Annotated in this window: 14 protein-coding genes; 9 read left to right on the forward strand and 5 right to left on the reverse strand. The window is 59.0% G+C overall.

Features of this window, described 5'->3' with window-relative positions; translation table 11 throughout:
- The 3 genes from BLP96_RS12320 to BLP96_RS12330 form a co-directional block, all read left to right on the forward strand.
- Nucleotides 1-292 (forward strand): integrase core domain-containing protein (locus BLP96_RS12320; protein ID WP_143005101.1); only part of this gene is annotated, 292 nt, incomplete at its 5' end.
- Between the two features lie 564 nt (nucleotides 293-856).
- The gene (locus BLP96_RS12325; RefSeq protein ID WP_218118609.1) at nucleotides 857-1,054 is read left to right on the forward strand and encodes a helix-turn-helix transcriptional regulator; all 198 of its coding nucleotides are present in this window, start codon (nucleotides 857-859) and stop codon (nucleotides 1,052-1,054) included.
- A 322-nt stretch (nucleotides 1,055-1,376) separates the two neighbouring features.
- Nucleotides 1,377-2,036 (forward strand): inovirus Gp2 family protein, encoded by a 660-nt coding sequence (locus BLP96_RS12330; RefSeq protein ID WP_176761518.1) that lies wholly within the window; start codon nucleotides 1,377-1,379, stop codon nucleotides 2,034-2,036.
- Between the two features lie 348 nt (nucleotides 2,037-2,384).
- Here BLP96_RS12330 and BLP96_RS12335 read toward each other — a convergent pair whose 3' ends face one another.
- The 4 genes from BLP96_RS12335 to BLP96_RS12350 form a co-directional block, all read right to left on the reverse strand.
- Nucleotides 2,385-3,803 carry a sensor domain-containing diguanylate cyclase gene (locus BLP96_RS12335; RefSeq protein WP_176761519.1) on the reverse strand — a complete coding sequence of 473 codons (1,419 nt, stop codon included), beginning with the start codon at nucleotides 3,801-3,803 and terminating at the stop codon, nucleotides 2,385-2,387.
- A gap of 244 nt (nucleotides 3,804-4,047) precedes the next feature.
- Nucleotides 4,048-7,221 carry a putative bifunctional diguanylate cyclase/phosphodiesterase gene (locus BLP96_RS12340; RefSeq protein ID WP_245682241.1) on the reverse strand — a complete coding sequence of 1,058 codons (3,174 nt, stop codon included), beginning with the start codon at nucleotides 7,219-7,221 and terminating at the stop codon, nucleotides 4,048-4,050.
- A 13-nt stretch (nucleotides 7,222-7,234) separates the two neighbouring features.
- The gene (locus tag BLP96_RS12345) at nucleotides 7,235-8,227 is read right to left on the reverse strand and encodes a GGDEF domain-containing protein (protein ID WP_089686605.1); all 993 of its coding nucleotides are present in this window, start codon (nucleotides 8,225-8,227) and stop codon (nucleotides 7,235-7,237) included.
- The gene (locus BLP96_RS12350) at nucleotides 8,227-9,042 is read right to left on the reverse strand and encodes an alpha/beta fold hydrolase (RefSeq protein WP_089686607.1); all 816 of its coding nucleotides are present in this window, start codon (nucleotides 9,040-9,042) and stop codon (nucleotides 8,227-8,229) included. The genes BLP96_RS12345 and BLP96_RS12350 overlap by 1 nt, the downstream gene beginning before the upstream one ends.
- Before the next feature lie 249 nt (nucleotides 9,043-9,291).
- Between BLP96_RS12350 and BLP96_RS12355 the strand changes: the two genes are divergently transcribed.
- The 4 genes from BLP96_RS12355 (at nucleotide 9,292) to BLP96_RS12370 (ending at nucleotide 17,409) form a co-directional block, all read left to right on the forward strand.
- A complete protein-coding gene (locus tag BLP96_RS12355; protein WP_245682242.1) occupies nucleotides 9,292-11,271 on the forward strand; it encodes a sensor domain-containing diguanylate cyclase in 1,980 nt (659 codons plus the stop codon).
- Between the two features lie 67 nt (nucleotides 11,272-11,338).
- A complete protein-coding gene (locus BLP96_RS12360; protein WP_089686611.1) occupies nucleotides 11,339-14,230 on the forward strand; it encodes an MHYT domain-containing protein in 2,892 nt (963 codons plus the stop codon).
- A 9-nt stretch (nucleotides 14,231-14,239) separates the two neighbouring features.
- On the forward strand, nucleotides 14,240-15,286 hold the full coding sequence (locus BLP96_RS12365) for a response regulator (protein ID WP_089686613.1): 1,047 nt from the start codon (nucleotides 14,240-14,242) through the stop codon (nucleotides 15,284-15,286).
- 380 nt (nucleotides 15,287-15,666) lie between these two features.
- Nucleotides 15,667-17,409 (forward strand): methyl-accepting chemotaxis protein, encoded by a 1,743-nt coding sequence (locus BLP96_RS12370; RefSeq protein ID WP_176761520.1) that lies wholly within the window; start codon nucleotides 15,667-15,669, stop codon nucleotides 17,407-17,409.
- Nucleotides 17,410-17,630: 221 nt separating this feature from the next.
- Here BLP96_RS12370 and BLP96_RS12375 read toward each other — a convergent pair whose 3' ends face one another.
- Entirely contained in the window at nucleotides 17,631-21,101 is a 3,471-nt protein-coding gene (locus BLP96_RS12375) for a sensor domain-containing protein (protein ID WP_089686617.1), read from the reverse strand.
- Nucleotides 21,102-21,817: 716 nt separating this feature from the next.
- Between BLP96_RS12375 and BLP96_RS12385 the strand changes: the two genes are divergently transcribed.
- Both BLP96_RS12385 and BLP96_RS12390 read left to right on the forward strand, forming a co-directional pair.
- Nucleotides 21,818-22,531: a hypothetical protein gene (locus tag BLP96_RS12385; RefSeq protein WP_143005105.1), complete on the forward strand. Its 714-nt coding sequence runs from the start codon at nucleotides 21,818-21,820 to the stop codon at nucleotides 22,529-22,531.
- A gap of 105 nt (nucleotides 22,532-22,636) precedes the next feature.
- Entirely contained in the window at nucleotides 22,637-22,876 is a 240-nt protein-coding gene (locus BLP96_RS12390; RefSeq protein WP_089686623.1) for a hypothetical protein, read from the forward strand.
- Nucleotides 22,877-22,916: the final 40 nt, after the last annotated feature.

Here is a 22,916-nt window from a genome sequence, read left to right on the forward strand (position 1 = left end):
GGGCTTCCCCGCTGACGGCTTCGCCACCCTGGCCGAGGCTCAGGACTGGGTTCAGCAATTTACCGAGTGGTACAACCACGAGCACCGGCACAGCGCCCTTCGCTACGTCACGCCGAGCCAGCGTCATAACGGCGAGGCCAAAGGCATCCTGGCCCAGCGCCGGGAGGTCTTCGAGGCGGCGAAGCAGCGTCACCCGGAGCGCTGGTCGGGTGACATCCGGAAGCTCAGCCTGCCTGAGATCGTGCACCTGAATCCCGAGCGGGACCCAGTGCCGCAGGCAGCAGGGTTTTAAAGAGCCAGAACTATTTCATATGCCAACTATGTTGACAGACTCCGCTGCGTACAGGTTAACACAACAACGTCATCTTACAACGTTGATTAACTACGTATCGTAACAGCGTTCCGTAACAACGTTTCGTGACGTTGTTTTGAAACAACGTCTTTTATTTACTAAGTCATTGATTATTATCGCCTGCGCCTGCGCCTGCGCCTGCGCCTGCGCCTGCGCCTGCGCCTGCGCCTTCGCCTGCGTCTGCGCCTGCGCCTGCGCCGAGCCAAAGTGTGGGCGTAGACTGATTCATGGCAGTCTTAGAGTAGGGCGTGTTTGAGAGGGCTCCACGCTATCCAGGATCAGTGAGTGCCGGAGCTCGGTCCTCTAGCTCCTCGTCCTGCATGCAATGTGCATCGTGTATAGCAGCAGCACATCAGCAGCGACCGGAGTCACGCTGAAGCAGGTGGAACGTGCCAATTCCGACCTCATGGCCAAGGCTTCAGGATGTTTGGACATCGGTAGGGATTGGTATCAAATAAAATTACTGGCGGCCTTCATCTCATGAACGAATAACAGGAGTTCGTCATGAGCATGAAGCTGATCCGCATGAAGGAAGTCATGGCCCGCACCGGCCTCGGCAGATCCACGGTCTACAAGTACATGAACCTTGGGATTTTCCCCAAATCCGTCAAGCTCACCACTCGGGCGGTTGCCTGGGTCGAGAGTGAGGTCGAGGCGTGGATTCAAAAAGGGATCGAGCGCCGAGATGGTGATTCCCGCTAGGGCTTGGCTATTCAGATATTACTGATTTAATGAAAGAGTCGAGTTTCTACCCCTTACCCATCATGTCCACCAGAGCCCACCTGCATCGCTGATCACCACATCAGCATTTTCGACCCTTGTTTAATTGTTATTACCCTAATAAAAAAGGGACAGGGGAGGGGCCTCCAGCCCCGAGCCCAACAGAACAAGAGGAAAGCAACAGCAACATCCATCCACCTACCAACCCTTAATCCAGCAGCCAGCTGGAGGATTCATCGTGCCTGCTATCTGCGCCCATGACCAACAAGGCATGGGCTTTTACCCATGTCACCGGAGATTTGAAATGACAACGAAACACCCTACCAATCTCAACCTGCATCTGAGCCACTACGCCTCGTTCAACGGGATGGAGATCCAGCCGGAATCCTTGCCGATGGTGAGTGAATACCTGCAAGCGCTCCAGGTCACGCTGGAGCGTGCCATCAGCGACTACCCTCGAGTGCTGGCCTTCAGAGTCGATCCAGTCATACCTACCGCGATTAGTGACAGGATGACGCTGCGGGACCATCAGGTGCTGATCCGTAAGTTCATCACTTCCTTCAAGGCCATTATCAAGCACGAGCGTGAAATAAAGCGCCGAAGCGGATGGGTACCGAATACTAGGGTTCGCTACGTCTGGTGCCGTGAGGTCGGCAGCAATGGCAAGCCGCATTATCACTTATTCCTGATGCTTAACCGCGATGCCTATCACCTGCCCGGGAGGATAGGCTCCCCCAACGAAAATCTCTTCAACCGAGTCTCCCGGGCCTGGTACAGCGCGCTGGGGGTGGCGTGGAGCCACCAGGAACCCTGGATTCATGTCCCGCAGAACCCTGTGTACTGGATTGATCGGGATGATGCGGAGAGCTTCCAACGGGCCTTCTATAGGGCGTCATACCTGTGCAAGGCCGATACAAAGCACTATGGGCTCGGGGTGCGTGCGTTCGGTACTAGCCGGAGCTGATGAGTAGGTATTATCGGCCTAAGTGGGATTTCCTAATCTGAAAATCTGGCTTGATAAAAGAAAACATGACCAGCTTAGAAATATTTTGATGCCTACCCCTGAAACCGGTTACTGGGAAGAAGGTCACCACAACTACCGTAGCCAGGCCGGTACCATCATCAGCGACCAGGGCACTCAGCCCTGGCGTCTGGTCATACGGATGCCACGGCTTTGTCGACGCCGGAGCTATAAGTCCGTAAAGGGGGTGCGGCGCTTTTCTTGGACAGCCTTCAATGGCGTTGACATAACCTCTGGGGGCGGCTGTGAAGATAATGATGGGGTCGCCCTTACGCGTGACGGGGCGCTGTCTCAACCACCTGCTGCACTGGACTGTGTTCTTTCGGCAGCGGTGGCATCGTAGGCGACGAGTGTGTTGCGTCCCGCGTGTTTTGCGGCGTAGAGCGCCTGGTCGGCCTCTGCCATCAGCTGTCCGAGGGCTTCGGCGTTATCGCGAGACTGGCGGGCTACGCCGAGGCTGATCGTCATGCTGGCAAGCACCGCAGACCCTTCCCCAGGCACCTCAACACAGAAGGGCGTATCGGCCACACGGCGGCGCAGTCGATCAGCCAACGCCATGGCCTGCTCGTCCCGCATGTCGGACGCCAGAACGGCGAACTCCTCGCCACCCAGGCGGATTAGGCAGTCCTCGGGCCGAAGCTCATGCTGGAGCCGGTCCGCTAATTGTTCCAGCAAGGCATCCCCGACAAGGTGCCCATGGGTATCATTGATCTGTTTGAAGTGATCGATGTCGAACAGGATCAGGTGTCGGGACGATGTAGCTACGCACTCCATCATCCGCCGGTCCAGGCCTCGCCGGTTGAGCGCGCCGGTCAGCGCATCGCGCTCTGAAGCGGCCTGAGCTCGCTCTTCCTCTTGCTTTCGTCTGCCGATATCGACCAGCACTCCCGCCAAGGCCACCGGCTCGCCCTGCTCGTTGTACTGCATCTCGGCAATGATTTCGTACCAGGACCACGCATTGTCGGCGAGTCGAACGCGGGCGTCGAGACGGAACTGAGTTGGCTCGGGAGCATTTCGCGCCTCTCGTAACCGTGACCAGACCAACGCACGATCCTCTGGGTGAAGGCGAGCCGCCAGGCGTCTTACCGGCATCCTCGGGAAGGTCTCGGGATAGCCCAATGCCACCTTGAGGCCCTGGGAGCACCACGCGCGTCCATTCCGCAGGCTGACCTCCCAGACGCCGCAGTCGGTGACCTTGTGAAATAGCTCGACCTGACGCGAGCGATGGTTCAACTGATAGCGGTAGAGTGCCGCGGCGATCATCTGCGCTGCCGACTCCAGCAGATCGAGGCCGGGGCCGGCCCAGCTCACGGCTCGCTCGCAGTCATCGACGCCCAGCGTGCCCCACCAGCGACCGTTCACGAAGATGGGGACACTGGCCATCGAGAGAGTCGCTTGATTCTCGAGATGACGCTTGATGGGGCCCTCCGGCATCATGGAGGTACAGAAGTCATGACGACAGCCCATCTGTCGCTCCTCCACGAGCCGCTGATACTCGGGTTCATCAAGAGACGAAGCAAAGAACCGGAAACGATACTGGTTCAGCAACCGATAACGTTCCGACGAGGCCCACTCGAAAACGTAATCCTGGATGATCTTATCGGGTTTTATCTCCACCAGCTGAAGGATCCAGACACGGCTGGCTCCGGTGACGGGACCCAGTTCGGTCAGCAGTCGGTCGACACCATCTGCCCAGTGCTCCATGGTCATCAGCGCCTTGCTACCCCGCGAAAACGCTGTCAGGCAATCTTCGGCAATCAGCGGTACCGTCGCCACCTTGGTGGGGGATGTGGAAAAGGGCGGGGGACCAGGCATGATGGGAACTCTGTTATCGGGTCTCGGACCAGTATTGTTGAACAACTGGTCAATAACAAGGTGGGGTGGTCCACGACAAAAACAAAATGACACAGACAAAGGTTACCCAGACAGGAATAGTCAGCGATCTGTGTAACTCTCAGAGACCAACAGGTGCAGGTAACTGACCCGGCAGTGCCACGATGGCATTCTGTGGCATGGGTTTGGCGAAATAGAAACCCTGGACTAGATCACACTGGCGGCGCTTCAGATCCTGCTGCTGCTCGCGCTCTTCGATCCCTTCGGCGACCACCACCAGCTCCAGGTGGTGGGCCATGGTGATGATGCCCTGCACGATGGCGGCACTGTTTCGGTTGTCCGCAATGTCATGGATAAAAGAGCGGTCCAGCTTGACCTTGTGAATTGGCAGGTCTCGCAGGTAGCTGAGGCTGGAGAAGCCGGTACCGAAGTCATCGAGGGCGACCTTGATGCCCTTCGACTTGAGCTGGTTGATCAGCTCGACAGCGTGGTCAACGCCGTCCAGCAGAATACTTTCGGTCACCTCCAGTTCAAGAAGCTCAGGTGGTAGGCCGGACTCGGTCAGTGCCTGTTCTACATCCGCTAGAAAGCCTGTACGCCGGAACTGCAGTGACGAGATGTTGACAGCCACTGGCACCACACGCTCGCCTGTAGCGCACATGGCTGCCGCATCCCGGCAAGCGCGATGCAATATCCAGCGACCCAGAGGGATGATCTGGCCGGTCTGCTCGGCCAGCGGGATGAAGACCCCCGGTGAGATCATGCCCTTTTCGGGATGATGCCAGCGGATCAGTGCCTCCAGCCCGCGGATGTGGCCGTTTTCTGCCTCGACGATAGGCTGGTAGTAGAGCTCGAACTGATCGCGGCTCAGCGCCGCGTAAAGATCGTGGCGCAACAGCACCGACTCTTCGGTGATCCGCTGCACGTCGCCCTGATACCAGTGCCAGGTATTGCGTCCCTGCTGCTTGGCATCGGCCATGGCCAGATCGGCGCGTTGCATCAGCTCATGGGGACGTTCGACGGAATCGCAGTTGCAGGCGATGCCGATGCTGACACTGATGTGGACGGGGTAACCTTCGATCTTGTAAGGCATCGAGAGGGTATTCAGTACCCGCTCGGCCATGTCGACTCCAGCCTGACAACCGTCGAGACTGGTGAACAGCAGGGCGAACTCGTCGCCGGTGAGGCGAGCCAGGCCATCGTCTTCCCCCACCAGATGGCGCAACCGCTTGGCCACCGCCATCAGCAGCTGGTTGCCAATGTGGTAACCCAATCCGTCGTTGACTGCCTTGAATCCATCGAGATCGAGATGCATCACTACCAGCAAGCCTCCGTTCTGCTGGAGCCGCTGGCAGGTCTCCTCCAGACACTTGTCGAAGGCGGAGTGGTTGGATAAACCGGTCAGCAAGTCATGGGTCGCTTGATAGGCGAGTTGGGCTTCCTGTTCACGCTGCTGGGTAATGTCCTTGGCAATGCCGAACACGCCTTGAGTCACGCCTTCGACGATGATCGGCATGGTGGTCAGGTTCAGGGATCTGAGGCGGCCGTCGCGATGCTGTATTTGCAGCTCCGCACGCTTGGTCTGACCGCTCAGAGTTGCGTCATAGATCACCTGAATGCGTTCGACATCCTCAGGCTTCAGCAGGCAGGAGAAATGGTTACCGAGCATCTCTTCGTTGGGTCGTCCGGTGATCTCAGTGCAAGCGTCGTTGGCAGTGACGACGCACCCGTTGCGGTCGAGTGAAAAGACGCCATCGGGATGATAGAGGTAAAGCGAGCGGTAACGCTGTTCGAGGTCGTATTGGGCCTCGAGGCGCTGCCGGGCCGCCATCAGCTCCTGGGAACGCCCCATCACCAGCCTGACCAGGCCCAGACTCAGCGCTAATAGATAGCTGAGCGTCAGTCCGGCAATCGCGAAACCGCCGGGCATGATCCCGGCGCGCAGCATGCTCGACACGGAGTCCATGTGCGCGTCGAGGGTCAGGCGGGTACCGCCGGGGAGGCCGACATGGCGCTGACCCAAGTGCGGCAGCGGGCGCTCGGCACTTTCCGTTGTGGCTCGTCCGGGTTGTCTCAATACCAGATACGGCATGTCGCCACCGATGGTGAGCCGGAACATTCCCAGTTGTACGCCCAACTCACGCTCCAGCAGGCGGGCCAGGTTCAGTTTGGCAATCAGATTACCGGCACCGCCACTCAGTGGGGCGGAGAGCAATATCGTCATGGGCGCACTGGGAGCCATGAGTGCCTTGGGTTCCTGCCAGGTCAGCGATAGCCAGTCGCGGATAGTCGGTGTGGTCAAGGCGTGAAGCAGGGCTTGATGGTCGTGCTCAGTCTGGGCATGCAAGGCCTCGAGTTCTCCAGCGGGACTAATGATTCCCAGAGCCTCCAGGTGCGGTTCATGTTGGAAAAAGGCACTGATATCGTGCTCCCACAGCATGTGGGCCAGCGGTGGATCAAGAAGCCCCTGGCGCCATGAGAGTCGCTCGATGAGTTCCAGCTGAGACTGCATGGTGCGGCCGGCATTGAGAGCCGCATTGTCCAGCAGGGTGGTGGCCTGGCGCTGGATATCACTCTGGGCACTCCAGCTCAGGGTGTACCAGGCCAGACAGCTCACCATGACCCCGGCTACGGCGGCGAGTCGGGGCAGCGGGCCGAGGGGAAGCATGGGGCGACTCCCACGCCAGGCGGCGCCAGTGAAGGCGAGGCCGCCTAGCAGAGCATAGAGAGTGGCGAGCACGGGGGCTGACACGAAGCCCTCTGACCAGCCAATCCGGCTGTCCGGCAGTATCAGTAACAGTAGGGAAAAGCTGCCCGCGCTCAATGCCAGCAGCCCGCTGCCTGCCCACACCAGCCGGTGCCAAGGGCGCGACATGCCCAGGGCAGTGCATAACGCGGCTAAAAACAGCAGGAGTGCCGCTGCCGAGAGAGTTCTCGGGCCACCCGAGACCCAGGACTCACCAGCCCAGGGGCCGCCTGCCAAGCCGTTGTGGATCAGAGTGTATAGCGTGATGAGCACCAGAGGCAGGGCAGAGAGGCAAGACAACCAGCGCTTGCCGTACAGCCATCCCAGCAGGCCGAGGCCGGCCAGGAATCCAGTGAGTGCAGCGTCGGCTACCATCAGCCCGTTCAGTGGGTAGTCTATGCCAGCAAGATGGCCTAGAAGGCCGGTGCCTCCCAGCAGAGTGAAGATGGTAGCCACCATCAGCAGGCCGACGTCCATTGCGACATCGCGTACCCGGTAGGGTAAGTGGGCATCGCCCCGTTCGCTCAGGTCGGCCAATCCGACTCGCATGACTCACTCCCTTTCACCGTTTGGCGACGCGATTTCGTCCCTGGTGCTTGGCCGAGTACAGAGCGGCATCGGCACGCGCCATCAGGCTGTCTTGTGTGTCCCCCGCCCGGAAACTGGTCAAGCCAATGCTGACGGTGATCGGCACGGGTTGCCAGGGATATATCTCGATGGCACGACGCAGGCGATCCATGGCGACGCTGGCCTCCGCATGCGACGTGTCTGGCATCAGCAAGGCAAACTCTTCGCCACCAATGCGTGCAGCAAGATCACGACCCCGCAATTGCGAAGATAGCAGTTGGGCGAGCTGCTGAAGCACCCTGTCACCAACGGCATGTCCATACTGGTCATTGACTGGCTTGAAGTGATCGACGTCCAGAAGGGCCACGCTGAGGGAGGCTGGGCCTCGGTTGACAGCCAGCGTCAGCAAAAGCTGCTGGAGGACGCTATCGAAATGGCGGCGGTTGGGTAGGCCGGTAAGCGCATCGCTTCTGGCCTCATGGCCAAGCCTCATGGTGAGGCTCTTCAGCTCCTCGCGCTGTGACTCCAGGGCCGAGCGCACCGATTTCAGTTCGGCGATGACAGCGTTCTTCTCCTCCAGAGCGAGCTGGGCCTCTTGGCGTGCCTGGATCAGCTCACGCTCAAGGCTGTCCTTGCGGGCAATCGGCAGCATCGACAGCAGTACCAGGTCGGCACTCTGGTGTGTCATCTGGCGGGCACTGCAAAGCACCGGTAGGGGCGCATCACCTTCCACGCGCAGCGTGAGGTGCACCTCGTCGGCCGCACCATCTTCGGCAACCCGATAGGCGAGTAGACCGAGATAGAGCATGCGCGCTTCAGGGGTGAAGAGCTCACTGGCCGGGCGGTTGTAAAGGTAACTCACGGGCAGTGCCATCCAGTCGCTGATTGTCTGGTTGGCCTGTAAGATGAGGCCTTGTTCATCGACAATGACCTGCCCGCTTGGGGCGTGATGCCACCAGCGGGCAAAGTCTGCTGCCCGGGGGCGCATTATGAGGCGCTTCCATGCAGGGTCAGCCTGGATGGCAGCACTTCGGCCAGAGCTGCGGGGTCGGTCAGTTGTGGATAGTGGCCGCCGGTGTCCAGCACCACTAGCTCGCTGTCTGGCAGATTGGCTTGAAGGTATTCTGCGGCTTCCATCGGGACGATGGCATCTCGCGCGGTCTGCACGATCAGGCTGGGCACGCTGACCTGAGGCAGAAGGTGGCGGGTATCTCCCAGGAAGATGCTGCGTGCCAACGGCCGCAACACCTCTGGGTCTATTGCCAGGAAGCGCTCGCGCAGGTCATGTTCGCGTGACCTCGTGGCGGCATCACCGAGTGCCACCCGCGACAGTGTGCTTGCCCAGTCGAGATAGTTCTGCTCCATCAGCTGCATCAACCCATCGAGCTGCTCCTGGCTGTAACCACCGCGGTAGTCGGGCTGGTCATCCAGGTAGCGGGCCGAACTGCACACCATGACCAGCTGGCGGAAAGCACCGGGGCGCAGGGTGGAGGCGATCATGCCAATGGTGCCCCCAATGGAGTGGCCTAGCATTACAGCGTTCTCAAGCTCCAGCTCATCGCACAGTGTCGCCATGTCCTCGGCATGCCCTGCTGGAGTGGCATGGCGTTCGGCCTCGAAGGCTTCGGGAGTTGAACCGCCGAAGCCGGCGAGATCCAGCAAAATCAGACGGTAGCTATCTTCGAGATAAGGCATCAGCCGCCGCCAGGCAGTCTTGTCGCAGCCGAAGCCATGGATCATCAGCAGTGGTGTTTTGCCGTAGCCATGCTCGGTGACGTTGAGCAGGTGACGGATATCGGCCATTGATATCTCCTTGGTGGATACGGCGTTCTTGTCTCAGCCTGGCTAGCGTTTCGTCAAGCGCGAAGCAGGCAGTCACGTCCAACGATGGCAGGACGGCATCAGGGGTGATGCCGATGTGCATTTGCTGGATACTTCACCAGTCGGTGCAAGGGTTTCATGCCGGGCGGCTGTTGCCCTGCCACCACTGACAATTTGGGTAACCTGCCTGGCTTCGATCCGAGCCTGGCTTGACGAGAGGCTTTGCCATTGATGCTGAAAGTGCTCTGGGCCCGACTGGTCGTGGCGACGCTACTCCCCGTGGTACTCGTCACCGTCACGCTGTATCCGATCTTTGCCGCTCACCTCGAGGAACGGGTCGACAGCACGCGCCAAGCGGCAGAGGCCTGGCTCGAGTCCGAATACGACATGCTGCTTCAGGGCATGAACGAAAGCCTCAACCAGGTGCTGGCCACCGCGGAGTTTCCGTTGCTGGGCCGTTTTCTGGGAAGACAGCAGGCGGCCCTGACGCCGACACGGGATATTGCGTTACAGCATGATCGAGAGCAGTTGGAGGCGCTCTTCGACACGCTGCTGACTCATTTTGGCCGCTACACGAGGCTGGCGCTGATCGATGCCAATGGCCATGCAATGGTTGCAGCGACCGCGACCCCACTGCTGTCACTACCTCCAGTGGTCGATTACGGCGCGACGAGTGCCTTTCAGGAGGCCATGTTGTTGCAGCAGCGCGATCTCTATGTCTCGCCGCCACACTTGGGGGCTTCCAGGGCCAGGGATAAGCCAAGGACGGCCGTGATCGATATCGCGACACCGGTCTTCGATGATCGCGGGCAGCGTCTAGGCGTTTTGATGTTCACGCTCGACTGGTCGCGATTCACCGCCACTCTGCCGCATGTCAGGGAGGATAGCCAGGGAGAAGCCCTCCTGGTCGATGCACAGGGAACCTGGTTGCTACCCGGTGACGAGGCGCATAGAGTCCCGTTCGGTCGAGCACTGGCAAACGAAAGGCCGGCTATCTGGCAGGCCATGTCGGCGAGCAACCAAGGCATGGTCATACTGGATGAGCATCTGCTGGGATTTCGTAGCCACGATATCCGCACTCATCATTACCGCAGTCAAGCCGGGATGATCACCAGCGAGGTGGAGACACAGCCCTGGCGTCTCGGGGTCCTGATGCCGAAGCCGGGTCTGACGGATTTGCTGAGTGAGAGCCCGGTTCAGCTACTGGCTATCGCTCTGGTCTATCTGCTGTCGGTGGCCTTCGGTGTGTTCTGGGTGCTCAGTAACCATCGCTTGAGATCGCTACGGCAGCGAGCCCTGCAGTTCTCGCGAGAAGCGCGCCAGAACGCCGATGAGGTTCAGGACCTCTATGAACACGCGCCCTGTGGCTACCATTCGCTCGACAGCGATGGCCGGGTACTCAAGATCAACCGTACCGAGCTCGAGTGGCTGGGCTATCGTGCCGAGGAGGTGATCGGCAAGCGCTGCTATCGTGACTTCGTTACTCCGGAGACCCGTGCGGCTTTCGATCAGGCCTTCCAGCAAGTGCTGGGTCTCGGGCAGGAGGGAGCGGCCGAATGCGAACTGCTGTGTCGAGATGGAACCCGCCTCCCGGTGGTGATCCAGGCCACTGCCCACGTCACCGAGGACGGCTTCCAGTATTCGCGTGCCACGGTCTTCGACCTGAGCGAGCGCAAGAAACTGGAAGAGCGGCTGGCCGAGCAGGCGATGACCGATCCGCTCACCGGCTTGGGCAACCGCCGCTACCTGGAAGACCAGGCGACCATGGAGATCGCCCGCGCGGAGCGCAGCGGGGCCCCACTATCGCTGATCGCCATCGACCTCGACCACTTCAAGCGCATCAACGACACCTATGGCCACGACGTGGGGGATCTGGTGCTGCAGGAGTTCGCCCACCTGACCCGTCAGATGCTTCGCGACGGCGACGTGCTGTGCCGTATGGGGGGTGAGGAGTTCGCGATCATGCTGCCCGGTACGGGGGAGAAACAAGCCATGCAGGTCGCCGAGCGTCTTCGCCAGGCGATAGAAAGAGCCCCCGCCAAGGTTGGTCGTAGCATCTCCCGCGACGGCACCCTGGCCTACTCCATCTCTCTGGGTGTGACCCTTGTCAACGCTGGAGAGACATCACTCAAGCTGGCCATCAAGCGTGCCGATAAAGCACTCTATACCGCGAAGCAGAACGGGCGTAACCGGGCAGCCTATCAAAAATAATACGATACGCTCCCATACTCACAACCAAGCCCACCATTCATTGACCGCCGACAGAAAGGATTCAACGTTGCTTTCACTGGATCATTTCTTCGTTCTCGGGCCCGCTCCCGAGAAGCTGGTCACTGGCCAGTACGATCTGTGGCTGGTCACTCTGTCCCTGGTGATTGCCATAGGGGCTTCCTATATGGCCATGACACTGGCTGGTGCCGCACGGCGAAGCCGGGCACCTTTCATGGAGCGTCTGCACTTGGTCAGTGGGTCTGCTTCCTTGGGGCTAGGAATCTGGTCCATGCACTTTATCGGTATGCTGGCGTTCCAGATACCGACCCATGTTCATTATCACTTGGGCATCACTGCGTTGTCGGCGGTGCCCAGCCTGATTGCCTCGTGGGTTACCCTCAGTCTGCTGTCACGTCACGATCTTACGCTGCCGAAGCTGGTGGTAGGAGGGCTGGCTGTTGGCACTGGCATCGGTGCCATGCACTACTTGGGCATGGCGGCCATGGAGATCGGTCCGGCGCTGCGGTATGACCCTGTCCTATTCGTCGTTTCTATCGTGGTAGCGGTAGTACTGGGGACTTTGGCTCTGTGGGTCAGTTTTGGGCTGCGTCACCAGCGTGGGTTGAGAGGTTATAAACAACGCTTAACCGCAGGAGCCATCATGGGGCTGGCCATTGCCGGCATGCACTACACTGCCATGGAAGCGGCTCGATTTATCGGCACCCCGGCCCCAGACTTCATGCCTGGCAGCCAGCGCCACACGGTGCTGTCACTGACCATTGCATGCATTACCATCGCCTTCAGTCTGCTGGCAGCCAGCGTCAATGCCATTGCCCGCTATCGCAATCTGCTGAAGCACAGTCAAGAGATAGCCAGCGAACTGCAGACAACGGCAGATGCGGCGGTTGACGGCATCATCAAGATATCGGAACGGGGCACCGTGCTCTCTTTCAACGAATCCGCAGAGCGCATATTAGGGTACAGCGCCCAGGAGGTGATCGGCCATAACGTCAACATGCTGATGCCCAATCCTCACCGTGATGCCCACGATCGCTACCTGGAGAATTACCTGCGTACCGGCGAGCGCAAGATCATTGGTACCGGCAGACGAGTGATGGCGCTGCGCAAGGATGGGCAGCAGATTCCCGTGCGTCTGGCCATCGGCGAGGCCCGCATCGATGGGCGCAGCACCTTTGTCGGCTTCCTGACAGATGTTTCCGAACGGGTCCGCATGGAGAATGACCTACGCCAGGCAAAGGAAGCCGCCGAGCAAGCTGCCGAAGCCAAAAGCAGCTTCCTGGCCAATATGAGCCATGAAATTCGTACGCCAATGAATTCCATTATCGGCTTTACCGACCTGGTGCTGAACACACCGCTGGAACCGTCACAGGCCAAGCATTTGGGCATTGTCAAGAACTCGGCTCGATCACTGTTGGCATTGCTGAACGACATACTGGATACGGCTAAACTCGATGGTGGCCATACGGAACTCGAGGAAAAGGATTTTTCCCTGCACAGTGTGTGCGAGCAGGTCATTGCCACCCAATCTCTGAATGCACAGCGCAAGGGACTGTACCTGAAGCTGGATTATCAAGCGCCGGAGTACTTCCGCGGCGACCCACTGCGTATTCAGCAGGTGGTGCTCAACCTCGTCAGCAATGCGGTCAAATTTACCGAAAGCGGTGGTGTCACCGTGAGGGTAGGCCAGCCCGAAACAGGCGGTGTTACACTGGAGGTGGTGGATACTGGAATCGGGATTCCTGCTGAGCGTATCGGCACGATATTCGAGCCCTTTGTCCAAGCCGATGCCAGCATGACTCGACGTTTCGGCGGTACAGGCTTGGGAACTACCATTGCACGGCAGCTCACGGAACTCATGGGCGGCCGGATCACCGTGGTGAGTAGCCCGGGTGAGGGAACTTGCTTTCACCTGAGCCTGCCCCTGGCGCTCGGACAGGCGGTAGCCATTGAGGCCAAACCCGATCAGGAAACCCCACTTCCCCCGTTGAATGTACTGGTGGCCGATGACGTTCCCCAGAACCTGGAGCTGCTGAAAACGCTGCTGGAGCAGCGTCAGCATAGGGTGGTCACGGCGGAAGATGGGCAAGAGGCCCTTGCCCGTTACGCTGAACAGCCCTTTGATGTGGTGCTTATGGATGTTCAGATGCCGACAATGAACGGCCATGAAGCTACCCGGGCCATACGCCAACAAGAGGCGGAGCGTCAGCTGCCCCGCACGCCGGTGATTGCTCTCACTGCCAGCGTATTGGAAGACGACCGTCGGGATGCTTCTCACGCGGGTATGGACGGTTTTGCCATCAAGCCCATCAACGTGCTGGGGCTGACGGCGGAAATCGCCCGTCTTTTGGACCTGGGCGTCATTGTTGCTGAAGCGCCGGCGCCAGCGCCAGCTGAGGGCGGTATCATTGATAAGACTGTCATTGAGCAACTGTGGCCGGATGAAGCCACCCACCGAGAAGCGGCAAGACAGTTTCTGGCGATGCCACACAGCCAGCTCGAGGAGCTCTGCCACGAGCAAGACCGCAAGCGAGTCCGAGATCTGGCCCACCGTATGCGGGGAACGGCCGGTAACCTAGGATTCAGTGACTTGGCACGCACCCTCGCCACCATAGAGTCCATCATTCAGCAGGGTGAAACCGTCAGCAAGCGGCAGTGGCAACAATTCATAGAGCGCTTCAGGGCCGCCGAGCAGTGGCTAGATTGTCAGCCGAATAAAGAGCGGAAGGCTGCTCCGGAAAAGCCAGAGAAGCCACTGGATCACAGAGCCATCGATACACTCGTCGAACAACTCAACCATGGTGAAATTCCCAATCAGGCCGTTGATCTGATCCAGTCAGCCCTGCCTGAACCGGAGTGCGGAGAGGCGACAGCGGCACTGGCCGACTTCGAACCGGAGAAAGCCGCCCGGATACTGACCCAGTTCCGCCTGACCTCTTGAGGATTATCCATGCTGACCGATACGCGGACCCTTCTTCTCGTTGATGACGAACCTGCCAACCTTCAGGTGCTGCGTAACATTCTCTCAACCCACTACCGGTTGCTGTTCGCTCGGGATGGCGAACGGGCACTACAGATTGCCTGTGCCGAAACACCGGACTTGATTCTGCTGGATGTCATGATGCCTGGTTTGTCGGGTCATGAGGTCTGCGAAGCTTTGAAGAGGGATCAGCGTACCCTCCACATTCCGGTCATTTTTGTAACCGCCCTATCCGATGTGGAGGATGAAACCCGGGGGTTCGAACTCGGGGCCGTGGATTACATTACCAAGCCGGTCAGTGCGCCCATCGTTCGCGCCAGGGTCCAGAACCATCTCTCGCTGGTACGAGTAGACGAGCTGATAGAAACCCGGCTGGCTGTAGTTCAGCGACTGGGGCGAGCCGCGGAATACAAAGATAACGAAACCGGCCTTCATGTGATTCGTATGAGCCACTATTCGCGCCTCATCGCCCTGGCATTCCGAATGGGCGATGTCTGGGCGGATACCCTGCTCAATGCTGCGCCCATGCATGACGTCGGCAAGATCGGCATTCCGGATTCCATTCTGCAGAAGCCGGGCAAACTCGATGCCGAAGAATGGGCCATCATGCAGACCCATGCCGAGATAGGGGCCGAAATTATCGGGGAGGATGGCTCCGACCTGCTGGACATGGCACGGGAAGTGGCACTGTGTCACCACGAGAAGTGGGATGGCAGCGGTTACCCGAGAGGTCTCGCCGGAGAGTGGATTCCCCTGTCGGCCCGCATAGCCGCCATTGCCGATGTTTTCGACGCTCTCACTAGCGAGCGTCCTTACAAGAAGGCTTGGCCGATGGAGGAGGCGACCAACCTTATACGCCAGCAGGCCGGCAAACATTTCGACCCCGCATTGGTAGACGCCTTCTTCCGCTGCCTGCCCGACATCCTTCGGGTCCGTGATTGCTGGGAAGAGCAGTCAAGCCACCGATGCCGCAAACCATCCACTGAACTCGTTACTAGCCTCAGGACCGGCAGATGAGCTTTCTACCTTCTGTCCGATTGCTCCGAGACATCGGTGCGCCTGGGTAGAGGCTATGGGAGGGATGCCCCATCTGATGTCATTTCATCCGCTCCTTGGTGAAGCGTCCCACGTTCACACCGGACAAGCAGTCTCTGAACCCTGTCTGGGATAGGCGCTACCCAGACTCTTTTCATTGGCATGTTCTCGTATACCACGCTGAGTCACACGCCTTTCACCGAGCCCCCGAATGACCGTCATGGGATGGTCACCAGCCTCAATTTTTATCGAGTGCCGAGACTAAAGGCTCATGCTGTAACGTCGATACAAAGGAGTGGGAGAGGAATAGGCACTTAGACAGAGTGGCCGCTCCTTCAGAAATGTATACAAAAGAGAATGCTATGAGAAACATTACTCTAAAGACCCTGCTGACTACACTGCTGCTGATCATGATCGGAATGACAGCCATCATCGGTGCTGTCTCGATTCGAGGTGAACTAGCTCTTGAGAGTGATATCAATGAGTTGGCTGAGATCAGCGTCGATCAAGCCAACACTGCCAACCGCATGGAGTCCAACCTCCTGGAGATGCGGTTGCGCATGTCACGTTATGAAGAGTTTTCCCGGAGCGGTGATACTGAGATGGCCGGCACCGCGCTCAATCAGACACAAGAGAGTCTCGAGCGTGCCAGAACTCGGTTCGAGGAGTTTCGTGATGTCGATATTGATGCGTCTCAGCGTCGCTACCCCTACTTCGAGGCCGTGGTTGAGACCTTCGAAGAGCTGGTCACACCTGAGCTGACCGAGGCCATCGAAAGTGGCGATGTCGCCGTAGTGCGACAGGAACGTCAACGGCTCAATACTCTTGGCCCAGCTTTCTCGGATAGTATTCGTGCGTTCGCGGGCTACGCCGAGGAGCGTGCTGCTGAGATGCAGGCGGATGCCAATAGCAGCGTGCAGCAATCCATTATAGTGACGGCGGTACTCCTGCTGGTTGCTGCCTTGCTGGCCGTTGGGGGCTATGCTGGCATGCAGAGACTGCTGGTGGCGCCACTGAGGCGTGCTGGCAATATCTGTGCCCAGATTGCCAAGGGGGATCTCACCAACCATATCGAGGTTCATGGCCGGAACGAGATCAGCACTCTGAATCAGGCGCTTGAGGAGATGCAAAGCCGTCTTATCGAGATCATCGGCATGCTGCGCCAAAGCGGCGATCAAGTGGCGCACAGCTCCCGCGAGATAGCGGCGGGCAGCGAGGATCTCGCAACCCGTACCGAAGAACAGGCTTCGGCGCTGCAAGAAACGGCCACCAGCATGGAGGAGATGAACTCCACGGTGCGCCAGACCAGCGAGTCCGCAACCTCAGCCAATCGACTCAGCGAAGAGACGGTCGATAAGGCGAAAGAATCTCGTGAAGCGGTGATCCGCACCTCGCAACTGATGGGAACCATGGAAGCCAGCTCACGCCGAGTGCAGGATATCATCGGTGCCATCGAGGATATTGCCTTCCAGACCAACATCCTGGCGCTGAATGCATCCGTTGAAGCCGCCAGAGCCGGTGAGCATGGCCGCGGCTTCGCAGTAGTGGCGGGCGAAGTACGCAAACTGGCGGCCAACTCTGCTGAATCTTCCAAGGAAATCCGTACGATCATCGAGGAGATCACCCAGAATATTGCCGCCGGTGCCGAGCAATCGGGTCAGACACGGGATGAAATGGAAGCTACCATGCAGGCGATCCAACAGGTCACGGCCATGATGCAGGAGATCCAGAATGCCGTGCAGGAACAGGAGAGCGGTATCAACCAGGTGTCGACGGCTGTCAATCAAATGGATAGCGCGACACAGCAGAATGTCTCGTTGGTAGAGCAAACCAGTACGGCTGCAGCTTCACTGGAAGATGAAGCGTCTCGCCTGGCAGACCTTGTGGCTACTTTCCAGCTACGTGAAGACACCGCATCACCGGTGCGTTCTCTCCCCTCCAGCAAGGTGCAGAAGAGCCCCGCTGGAGGTCAACGGGCGCTCCCTGGTACAGGCGCTCAGGAAAATCAGCAGTCACTCACCACTTTGAGAAGCTCGAGCGCCGGCAAATCGACGCGGGCAGACGGCGCCTCTCAAGACAAGGTTGAGGAGTGGGAGTCCTTCTAAGTCAATCAGGACCCTTTCTTTCCGGGGCGTCAATCAGGCGCCCCGGACTATTATAGCGTTTGGCGGTCTGGCATTCGGGTAAGCGGTTGAAGTAGTTCCCGGGTATTAGCGGCTGGGGTAGGCGCGGTGATCGGATGTGTCGCATTCCCAGTGGACGGGGGGCATGGAGCTCTACGATTCAACGCCATCCGTCCGAGCGAGAGCAGCTCAACGTTGTCTGTTCACGACGATGGCGCTGCCAGCCAAGAACTGAGGCTGTCCAGGGGCATTGGTCTGGCAAACAGGTAACCCTGGAATACCTCGCAGCCTAGTGACATCAGGTAGTCGTGCTGCTCAGCCGTTTCGATACCCTCGGCAACCACTCTGAGATCGAGCTCCTGAGCCAGCGTGATGACACCTTGGCAGATGGCAGCGTTCTTGTCGCTCTTGGCGGCACTCTTGACAAAGCTCCGGTCGATCTTGATCTTGTCGATGGGCAGGTCGCGCAGATAGCTGAGGCTGGAGAAGCCGGTGCCGAAGTCATCGATACTGGTACTGACCTCCATGCCGTTCAGGGCGTGCAGAATATCGATGGCTCCATCGGTATCGTGCATCAAGATGCCTTCGGTAAGTTCCAGCTCCAGATGCGTCGGTGCTAGGCCTGTTTCGTCTAGAACGTTGCGTAACGTGCTGAGGAAGTTGGGTCGGTGAAACTGAAGAGGCGACAGGTTGATGGCCATACGGCCTGCGAGTAGACCCTGAGTCACCAGGCGTTGAGCATCCTGGCAGGCCTTCCGCATCACCCAGCGGCTCAGCGGGATGATCTGGCCGGTTTCCTCTGCCATGGGAATGAAGGTTGCTGGCGAGATGAAACCTTTGCTGTGGTGATGCCAGCGTACCAGGGCTTCTAGTCCCACGACGCGATTCTCACGATCCAACAGAGGCTGGTAGTGCAGGCTAAGCTGGCCATGTTCGATGGCTTCCTGAAGCTCGCTGCGCAGGGTGACGCGTCGGCTCAGCTTATTGTCGAGATCTTCGGTGTAGAGCTGGTAGGTGTTTCGGCCCTGTTGCTTGGCCTTGTACATCGCCATGTCGGCGTGTTGTAGCAATCGCTCTGGTTCATCGAGTCCTGAATAGTTTACGGCGATGCCGATGCTGGCCGAAACGTGCAGCTCGTGCCCGCTCACCCGGTGGGCCTTGTTGAGCTCCTCCAGAAGCCGAACGGCGACCTCCTCGGCTTCGCTGGCGTGGTTGAGGTCGGGAAGCAGTAGTACGAACTCATCACCGCCCAGACGAACGAGTGTATCACTGGTTCGCAGGTCCTGCCTCAGCCGTTCTGAAACACTGATCAACAGTTGATCACCCACCTTGTGGCCGAGCGTATCATTGATGGGTTTGAATCCATCGAGGTCGATGAACAACACGGCCAGTGTTTGCCCGTTACGCGCCGCTAGTTCCACGTCATGGGCGAGGCGGTCGCTGAACAGAGCGCGGTTGCCGAGGCCGGTCAGCACATCGTGGGTGGCCTGATAGGCCAGTTGACTCTCCTGTTCCTTGCGTTCGGAGATATCGTTCATGATGCTCACGAAGTGCGTGACGCGCTGCTGGTCATCGCGCACCGGCGACAGGAACAGCTGATTCCAGAAGGCAGTGCCGTCGCGACGATAGGCACGTACCGTGGTTGACAGGCTGTCCCCGAGACGGATCGCTTCGTGAATTTGTTCGATATCCCGGGGATCTGTCTCATCGCCAGCGAGAAAGGCGGGTGGGTGGCCTATCACTTCCTGCTCTAGATAGCCGGTGATGCGCGTGAACGCCGGGTTCACGTAAACCACCGGCTTTCGGTCCTCGCGGACGTCGAGGATCACGGCACCATTACTGCTGGCCTCAAGGCTACGCTCCAGAATGCGCAACCGCTCCTCGGCAGCCACGCGCGCAGTGATGTCCTTGGCGATGCCGAAGACCCCGTCAACTTCTCCATTGACGATGATGGGCAGCATCAGCACCTCCAGGTGCTTCGGCGCCATCCCTTTGCGGGTATAGCACATGGAGTAGGTATGGGGACGCCCTTGGGAGGCAATGCGGAAGGCGGTCTCTGTCTGCTTGATGTCCTCCTGGGCACAGGCAGGTGCGCTGATGACGCTGTGGAAATGCTGTCCCAATATTTCCCTTTCGCGGAACCCGACTATCGATTCAGTAGCTGGGTTGAAGCTGCGGTAGTTACCATTCTTATCGAGAGCGAAGACAGCATCCGGGTTCTGCGTGAACAGTGACCGGAAGCGCTGCTCACTGAGCTGCAGGGCGCTGGCCTGAGCGTCACGAATTGCGACGAGCGCACGGCTGATGATCAGTTGGTACGTGAACACCAAGCCCAGCAGACCAAAGGTCACCGGCAGCGCTCCGGGTAGACTGGTCAGCGAGAGCGGACCGTCAAGTGCGGAGACAGTGAACATCGGACCACCCGGTAACGCCACTTCACGGGAGGCAAGTGGGCCCGGGATAGTGCCCTCATGCCAGTCTTTGGCGGATAGTGTGCCCCAGGTCCTGCCATGTGAGCTGTAGGTGACTGTAAAGCCCCCTGTGTCCAGGTGACGCTGCATGTTGACGATTTCGGCAAAGTCGATGGCGGCGAGCATGCTGTTCTGGCCGCCGTCGAGAGTTACCGAGAGAAGCCCGTGGCTGCTGCGTTCAGGATCAGGAAAGCGCCAGTGGATACGCCGCCTCAACTCGTTCTGTTGACGTAGCCAGCCAAGCGTCGCTGAGTCAGTCAGCTGGTCCATTAGCCATAGAAGGTCTTCCGGTGTGCGTCCAACACGCCACCGGGTCTGTGATTCAGGCCCTAAGTAGGCGATGGCTTGCAAGCTGGGCTCGTCGTTCATCAGGGAACGCATTTCGACCTGCTGGATGGGGCGGCTGGGCCGCTCTCCTAACGTCAGCCAGCGTGCTGCGAGGCGCTCAATGAGGCGGGCACGTACCTCGACGCGCTGTTCCATGCCGTCGGCGATGTTGTTGACCAGCTTATCGGCTTCAGCAACGCGGGCGTGGTACTGCATCCAATTGCTGGTTAGCCAGATCAATAGGCTGCCTGTAACGCCGATTATTCCGGCGATAACGGCAGATCGGGGCAGAGACAGTGTCGGATAGGTTCGCTGGTGGGCCATGATCAATAGACCGATGCCCAAGAGCAGGCAGAACACGCTGCCCATTGAGGTCAGGCCTACAACCGGTGCAGGGGGCATATTGGTGGTCAGCGGATACACGAGCGTGGCCGCGCCAATGCCGCTCGACACCCAGCCGATCATGCGATAGTAGCGCCGTGTGTGGTCAGATGCCGGAGACAGAAAGCAGCACGCTCCCAGTATCAGAACCAGAGTGGCTGGTACAGGCTCTAGGCCGGGGTGCCCGGCGAGCCATGACGAGGCAGCATCGGTTATCGGGATAAGGAGTTGATAGCCGAGACTGTAACCTCCCAGCGCGACCATGAGGCCCCCTGCAATGCGCCGCCATCGTGACTTGTGGCGAAGCAGGGCCAGAAGGCCGAAGCTAGCTAGCAGTACGGCGAGGGTACCATCAGGGCTCAGGCGCCACTGAGGAGGCAGCGGCAGGTGAGCAATGAGGTCGAGCAGCAGGCTGCTAAGACCCACCAGGAAACTGCTGGTGAGTAGAATCAGAAGCCAGGCCTGAATGGCGAGACGACGGTTACTGTGTTCCATCTATCATTGTTGTCCTTATAAGACGGTGTTGCTGCAAGCCTTTGCCCAGACGGGCGGAACGAACGAGTAACGCCACATCGGTTGTCACTCGATCGACAAGTAGCTCTGACAGATTTCGCCGTTATACATGGATAGGCTTGGGATGCAATGGGCAAGTAGAGGGCCGTTGTCTTCGTGTCTTGGTGGATGCTCTGATCTGTGGCCACAGGCTTTGCTCTGAAGGTAAGCAACTTCCCAATACGGTTGCTGCACTGATGCCTTATCCCATCGGTGAGCCTAGACAAGGCCGTCACTGAACAGGGTTAGTGAAGAGCTGCGAGAACCCCAGAGGTAGGGCAGTGGGTACCGACCGTGGTGCACTCGACGCCGCCGAGATCGACGAAGTCCGATCTGCTGAGATCGCCGCTCGCTTCATCGAACGGCACGACATCGAGGCGCTCAACGTGGCGGGGCCGAGCGCGAACAAAGTGGCCGCAGGGTTCCAGAACGGCGCATACGATCATTTCTGGGGTGCTTCGCTAATGGAAATTAGGGTAGGGTGGTCTCGGAAGGCCCAGAGCGGAGTGAGAGCTGACGAAGGGTGATGGCAGCTCCTGGGGCGCTCGACACCGGGCATCTTGCGGCACCGACTTTCGTTAGGCAGTGAAGGGCTCTCGCGCACTATCGAATTGGGTCAAGTCAGCAAAATAACCAGAGGAAAGCGGGAGGGGTTGGGTATGACATCACTGGCAGGGAGCAGGGTAATGGGCAAACCTTGGATTGCCGTCGCTGCATTGGGCGCAGGATTGTTGGTTTCGACATGGGCTGCTGCCGAACAAGGCACCCGGCTTTTCAAGGACTGGCACTACGGGCAGCACATCGATCAATTTCCGCGCAGCCAAGGCTACTACGACTGTTCCGACGATCTGGGCGCCTGGGCACTGTGTCATGACGGCGTGGCCTTTCTGGAGCGCCAGTTCCAGGGGCAGCTGTTTTTCGCCGACGACGGAACGCTGGTCAGCGCCGCGCTATTGGCGGATTACAGCGACGATCTGTATGCCTCAGTGGTGGGCGCGCTCGTGCGGAATTTCGCACTGGTCTACGCAGAAGGGCCGGCCGGTACCTTTGATATGGTGCAGCATATCCACGAAGGGACGTTCAGCGATGAGCGCAGTCTGCAGCTCGCACTGAGCGAGTTCGAGACGGAACAACTGCGGCATGGGTACATCGGCATGACGATGGTCGACCAAGCCGGGCTTGGCCGGATTCGAGAATCGGCCAGTGTCGAGGAGCTGTTGCTGGATATGTCTCCCGGCATGCGGGCGTCCGACGTGTACGTCTACGAGGATGACTACTGGGGGCCGACGCTGGAAACGACCTTCTACTTGCCGGCGCGGCAGTTGAATCGTTTCCAGGAGAAGGCCGAGCAGGCGCCCGTCGAGGACTTCTAGTCCAGGCCTGGCTTTCCGGTTGGCACTGCCGACTGTTTTCTTATACAGTGATGCTGGCAGTGCCCACCCATCCACTCGCTGAGAAGCGACAGGAGGATACGCAACATGACCAACGGCTACATCCTCCTAGGCCAAGCCCTACCGCCCATTGATGTTCCCATCATCTGCCGGTTTTACCATCCCGGCATGCCCGAAGCAGTGCCATATGGACTGCACGGCTTGCCCAACGCCATGAGCAAAGCCATTCGGCGCTCGGACGGCAAAATCTACTACCACGCTGATACCAATCCTGGCAGAGGGGAAATCAGAAGCCGGTGGATCGAGTGGAAACGCTGCTGGTGGTGATCCCGCACCCAGGAGAAACGCCATGACTCACTTCTACGGC

It is taken from the genome of Billgrantia gudaonensis (assembly GCF_900100195.1).
GTDB lineage: Bacteria > Pseudomonadota > Gammaproteobacteria > Pseudomonadales > Halomonadaceae > Halomonas > Halomonas gudaonensis.

Excerpts from the sequence above, each read along its gene's own strand:
- BLP96_RS12325 (WP_218118609.1), top strand. The coding sequence starts at position 857 with ATGAGCATGAAGCTGATCCGCATGAAGGAAGTCATGGCCCGCACCGGC.
- BLP96_RS12330 (WP_176761518.1), top strand. The coding sequence starts at position 1,377 with ATGACAACGAAACACCCTACCAATCTCAACCTGCATCTGAGCCACTAC.
- BLP96_RS12335 (WP_176761519.1), bottom strand. The coding sequence starts at position 3,803 with ATGACCATGGAGCACTGGGCAGATGGTGTCGACCGACTGCTGACCGAA.
- BLP96_RS12340 (WP_245682241.1), bottom strand. The coding sequence starts at position 7,221 with ATGCGAGTCGGATTGGCCGACCTGAGCGAACGGGGCGATGCCCACTTA.
- BLP96_RS12345 (WP_089686605.1), bottom strand. The coding sequence starts at position 8,227 with ATGCGCCCCCGGGCAGCAGACTTTGCCCGCTGGTGGCATCACGCCCCA.
- BLP96_RS12350 (WP_089686607.1), bottom strand. The coding sequence starts at position 9,042 with ATGGCCGATATCCGTCACCTGCTCAACGTCACCGAGCATGGCTACGGC.
- BLP96_RS12355 (WP_245682242.1), top strand. The coding sequence starts at position 9,292 with ATGCTGAAAGTGCTCTGGGCCCGACTGGTCGTGGCGACGCTACTCCCC.
- BLP96_RS12365 (WP_089686613.1), top strand. The coding sequence starts at position 14,240 with ATGCTGACCGATACGCGGACCCTTCTTCTCGTTGATGACGAACCTGCC.
- BLP96_RS12370 (WP_176761520.1), top strand. The coding sequence starts at position 15,667 with ATGAGAAACATTACTCTAAAGACCCTGCTGACTACACTGCTGCTGATC.
- BLP96_RS12375 (WP_089686617.1), bottom strand. The coding sequence starts at position 21,101 with ATGGAACACAGTAACCGTCGTCTCGCCATTCAGGCCTGGCTTCTGATT.
- BLP96_RS12385 (WP_143005105.1), top strand. The coding sequence starts at position 21,818 with ATGACATCACTGGCAGGGAGCAGGGTAATGGGCAAACCTTGGATTGCC.
- BLP96_RS12390 (WP_089686623.1), top strand. The coding sequence starts at position 22,637 with ATGACCAACGGCTACATCCTCCTAGGCCAAGCCCTACCGCCCATTGAT.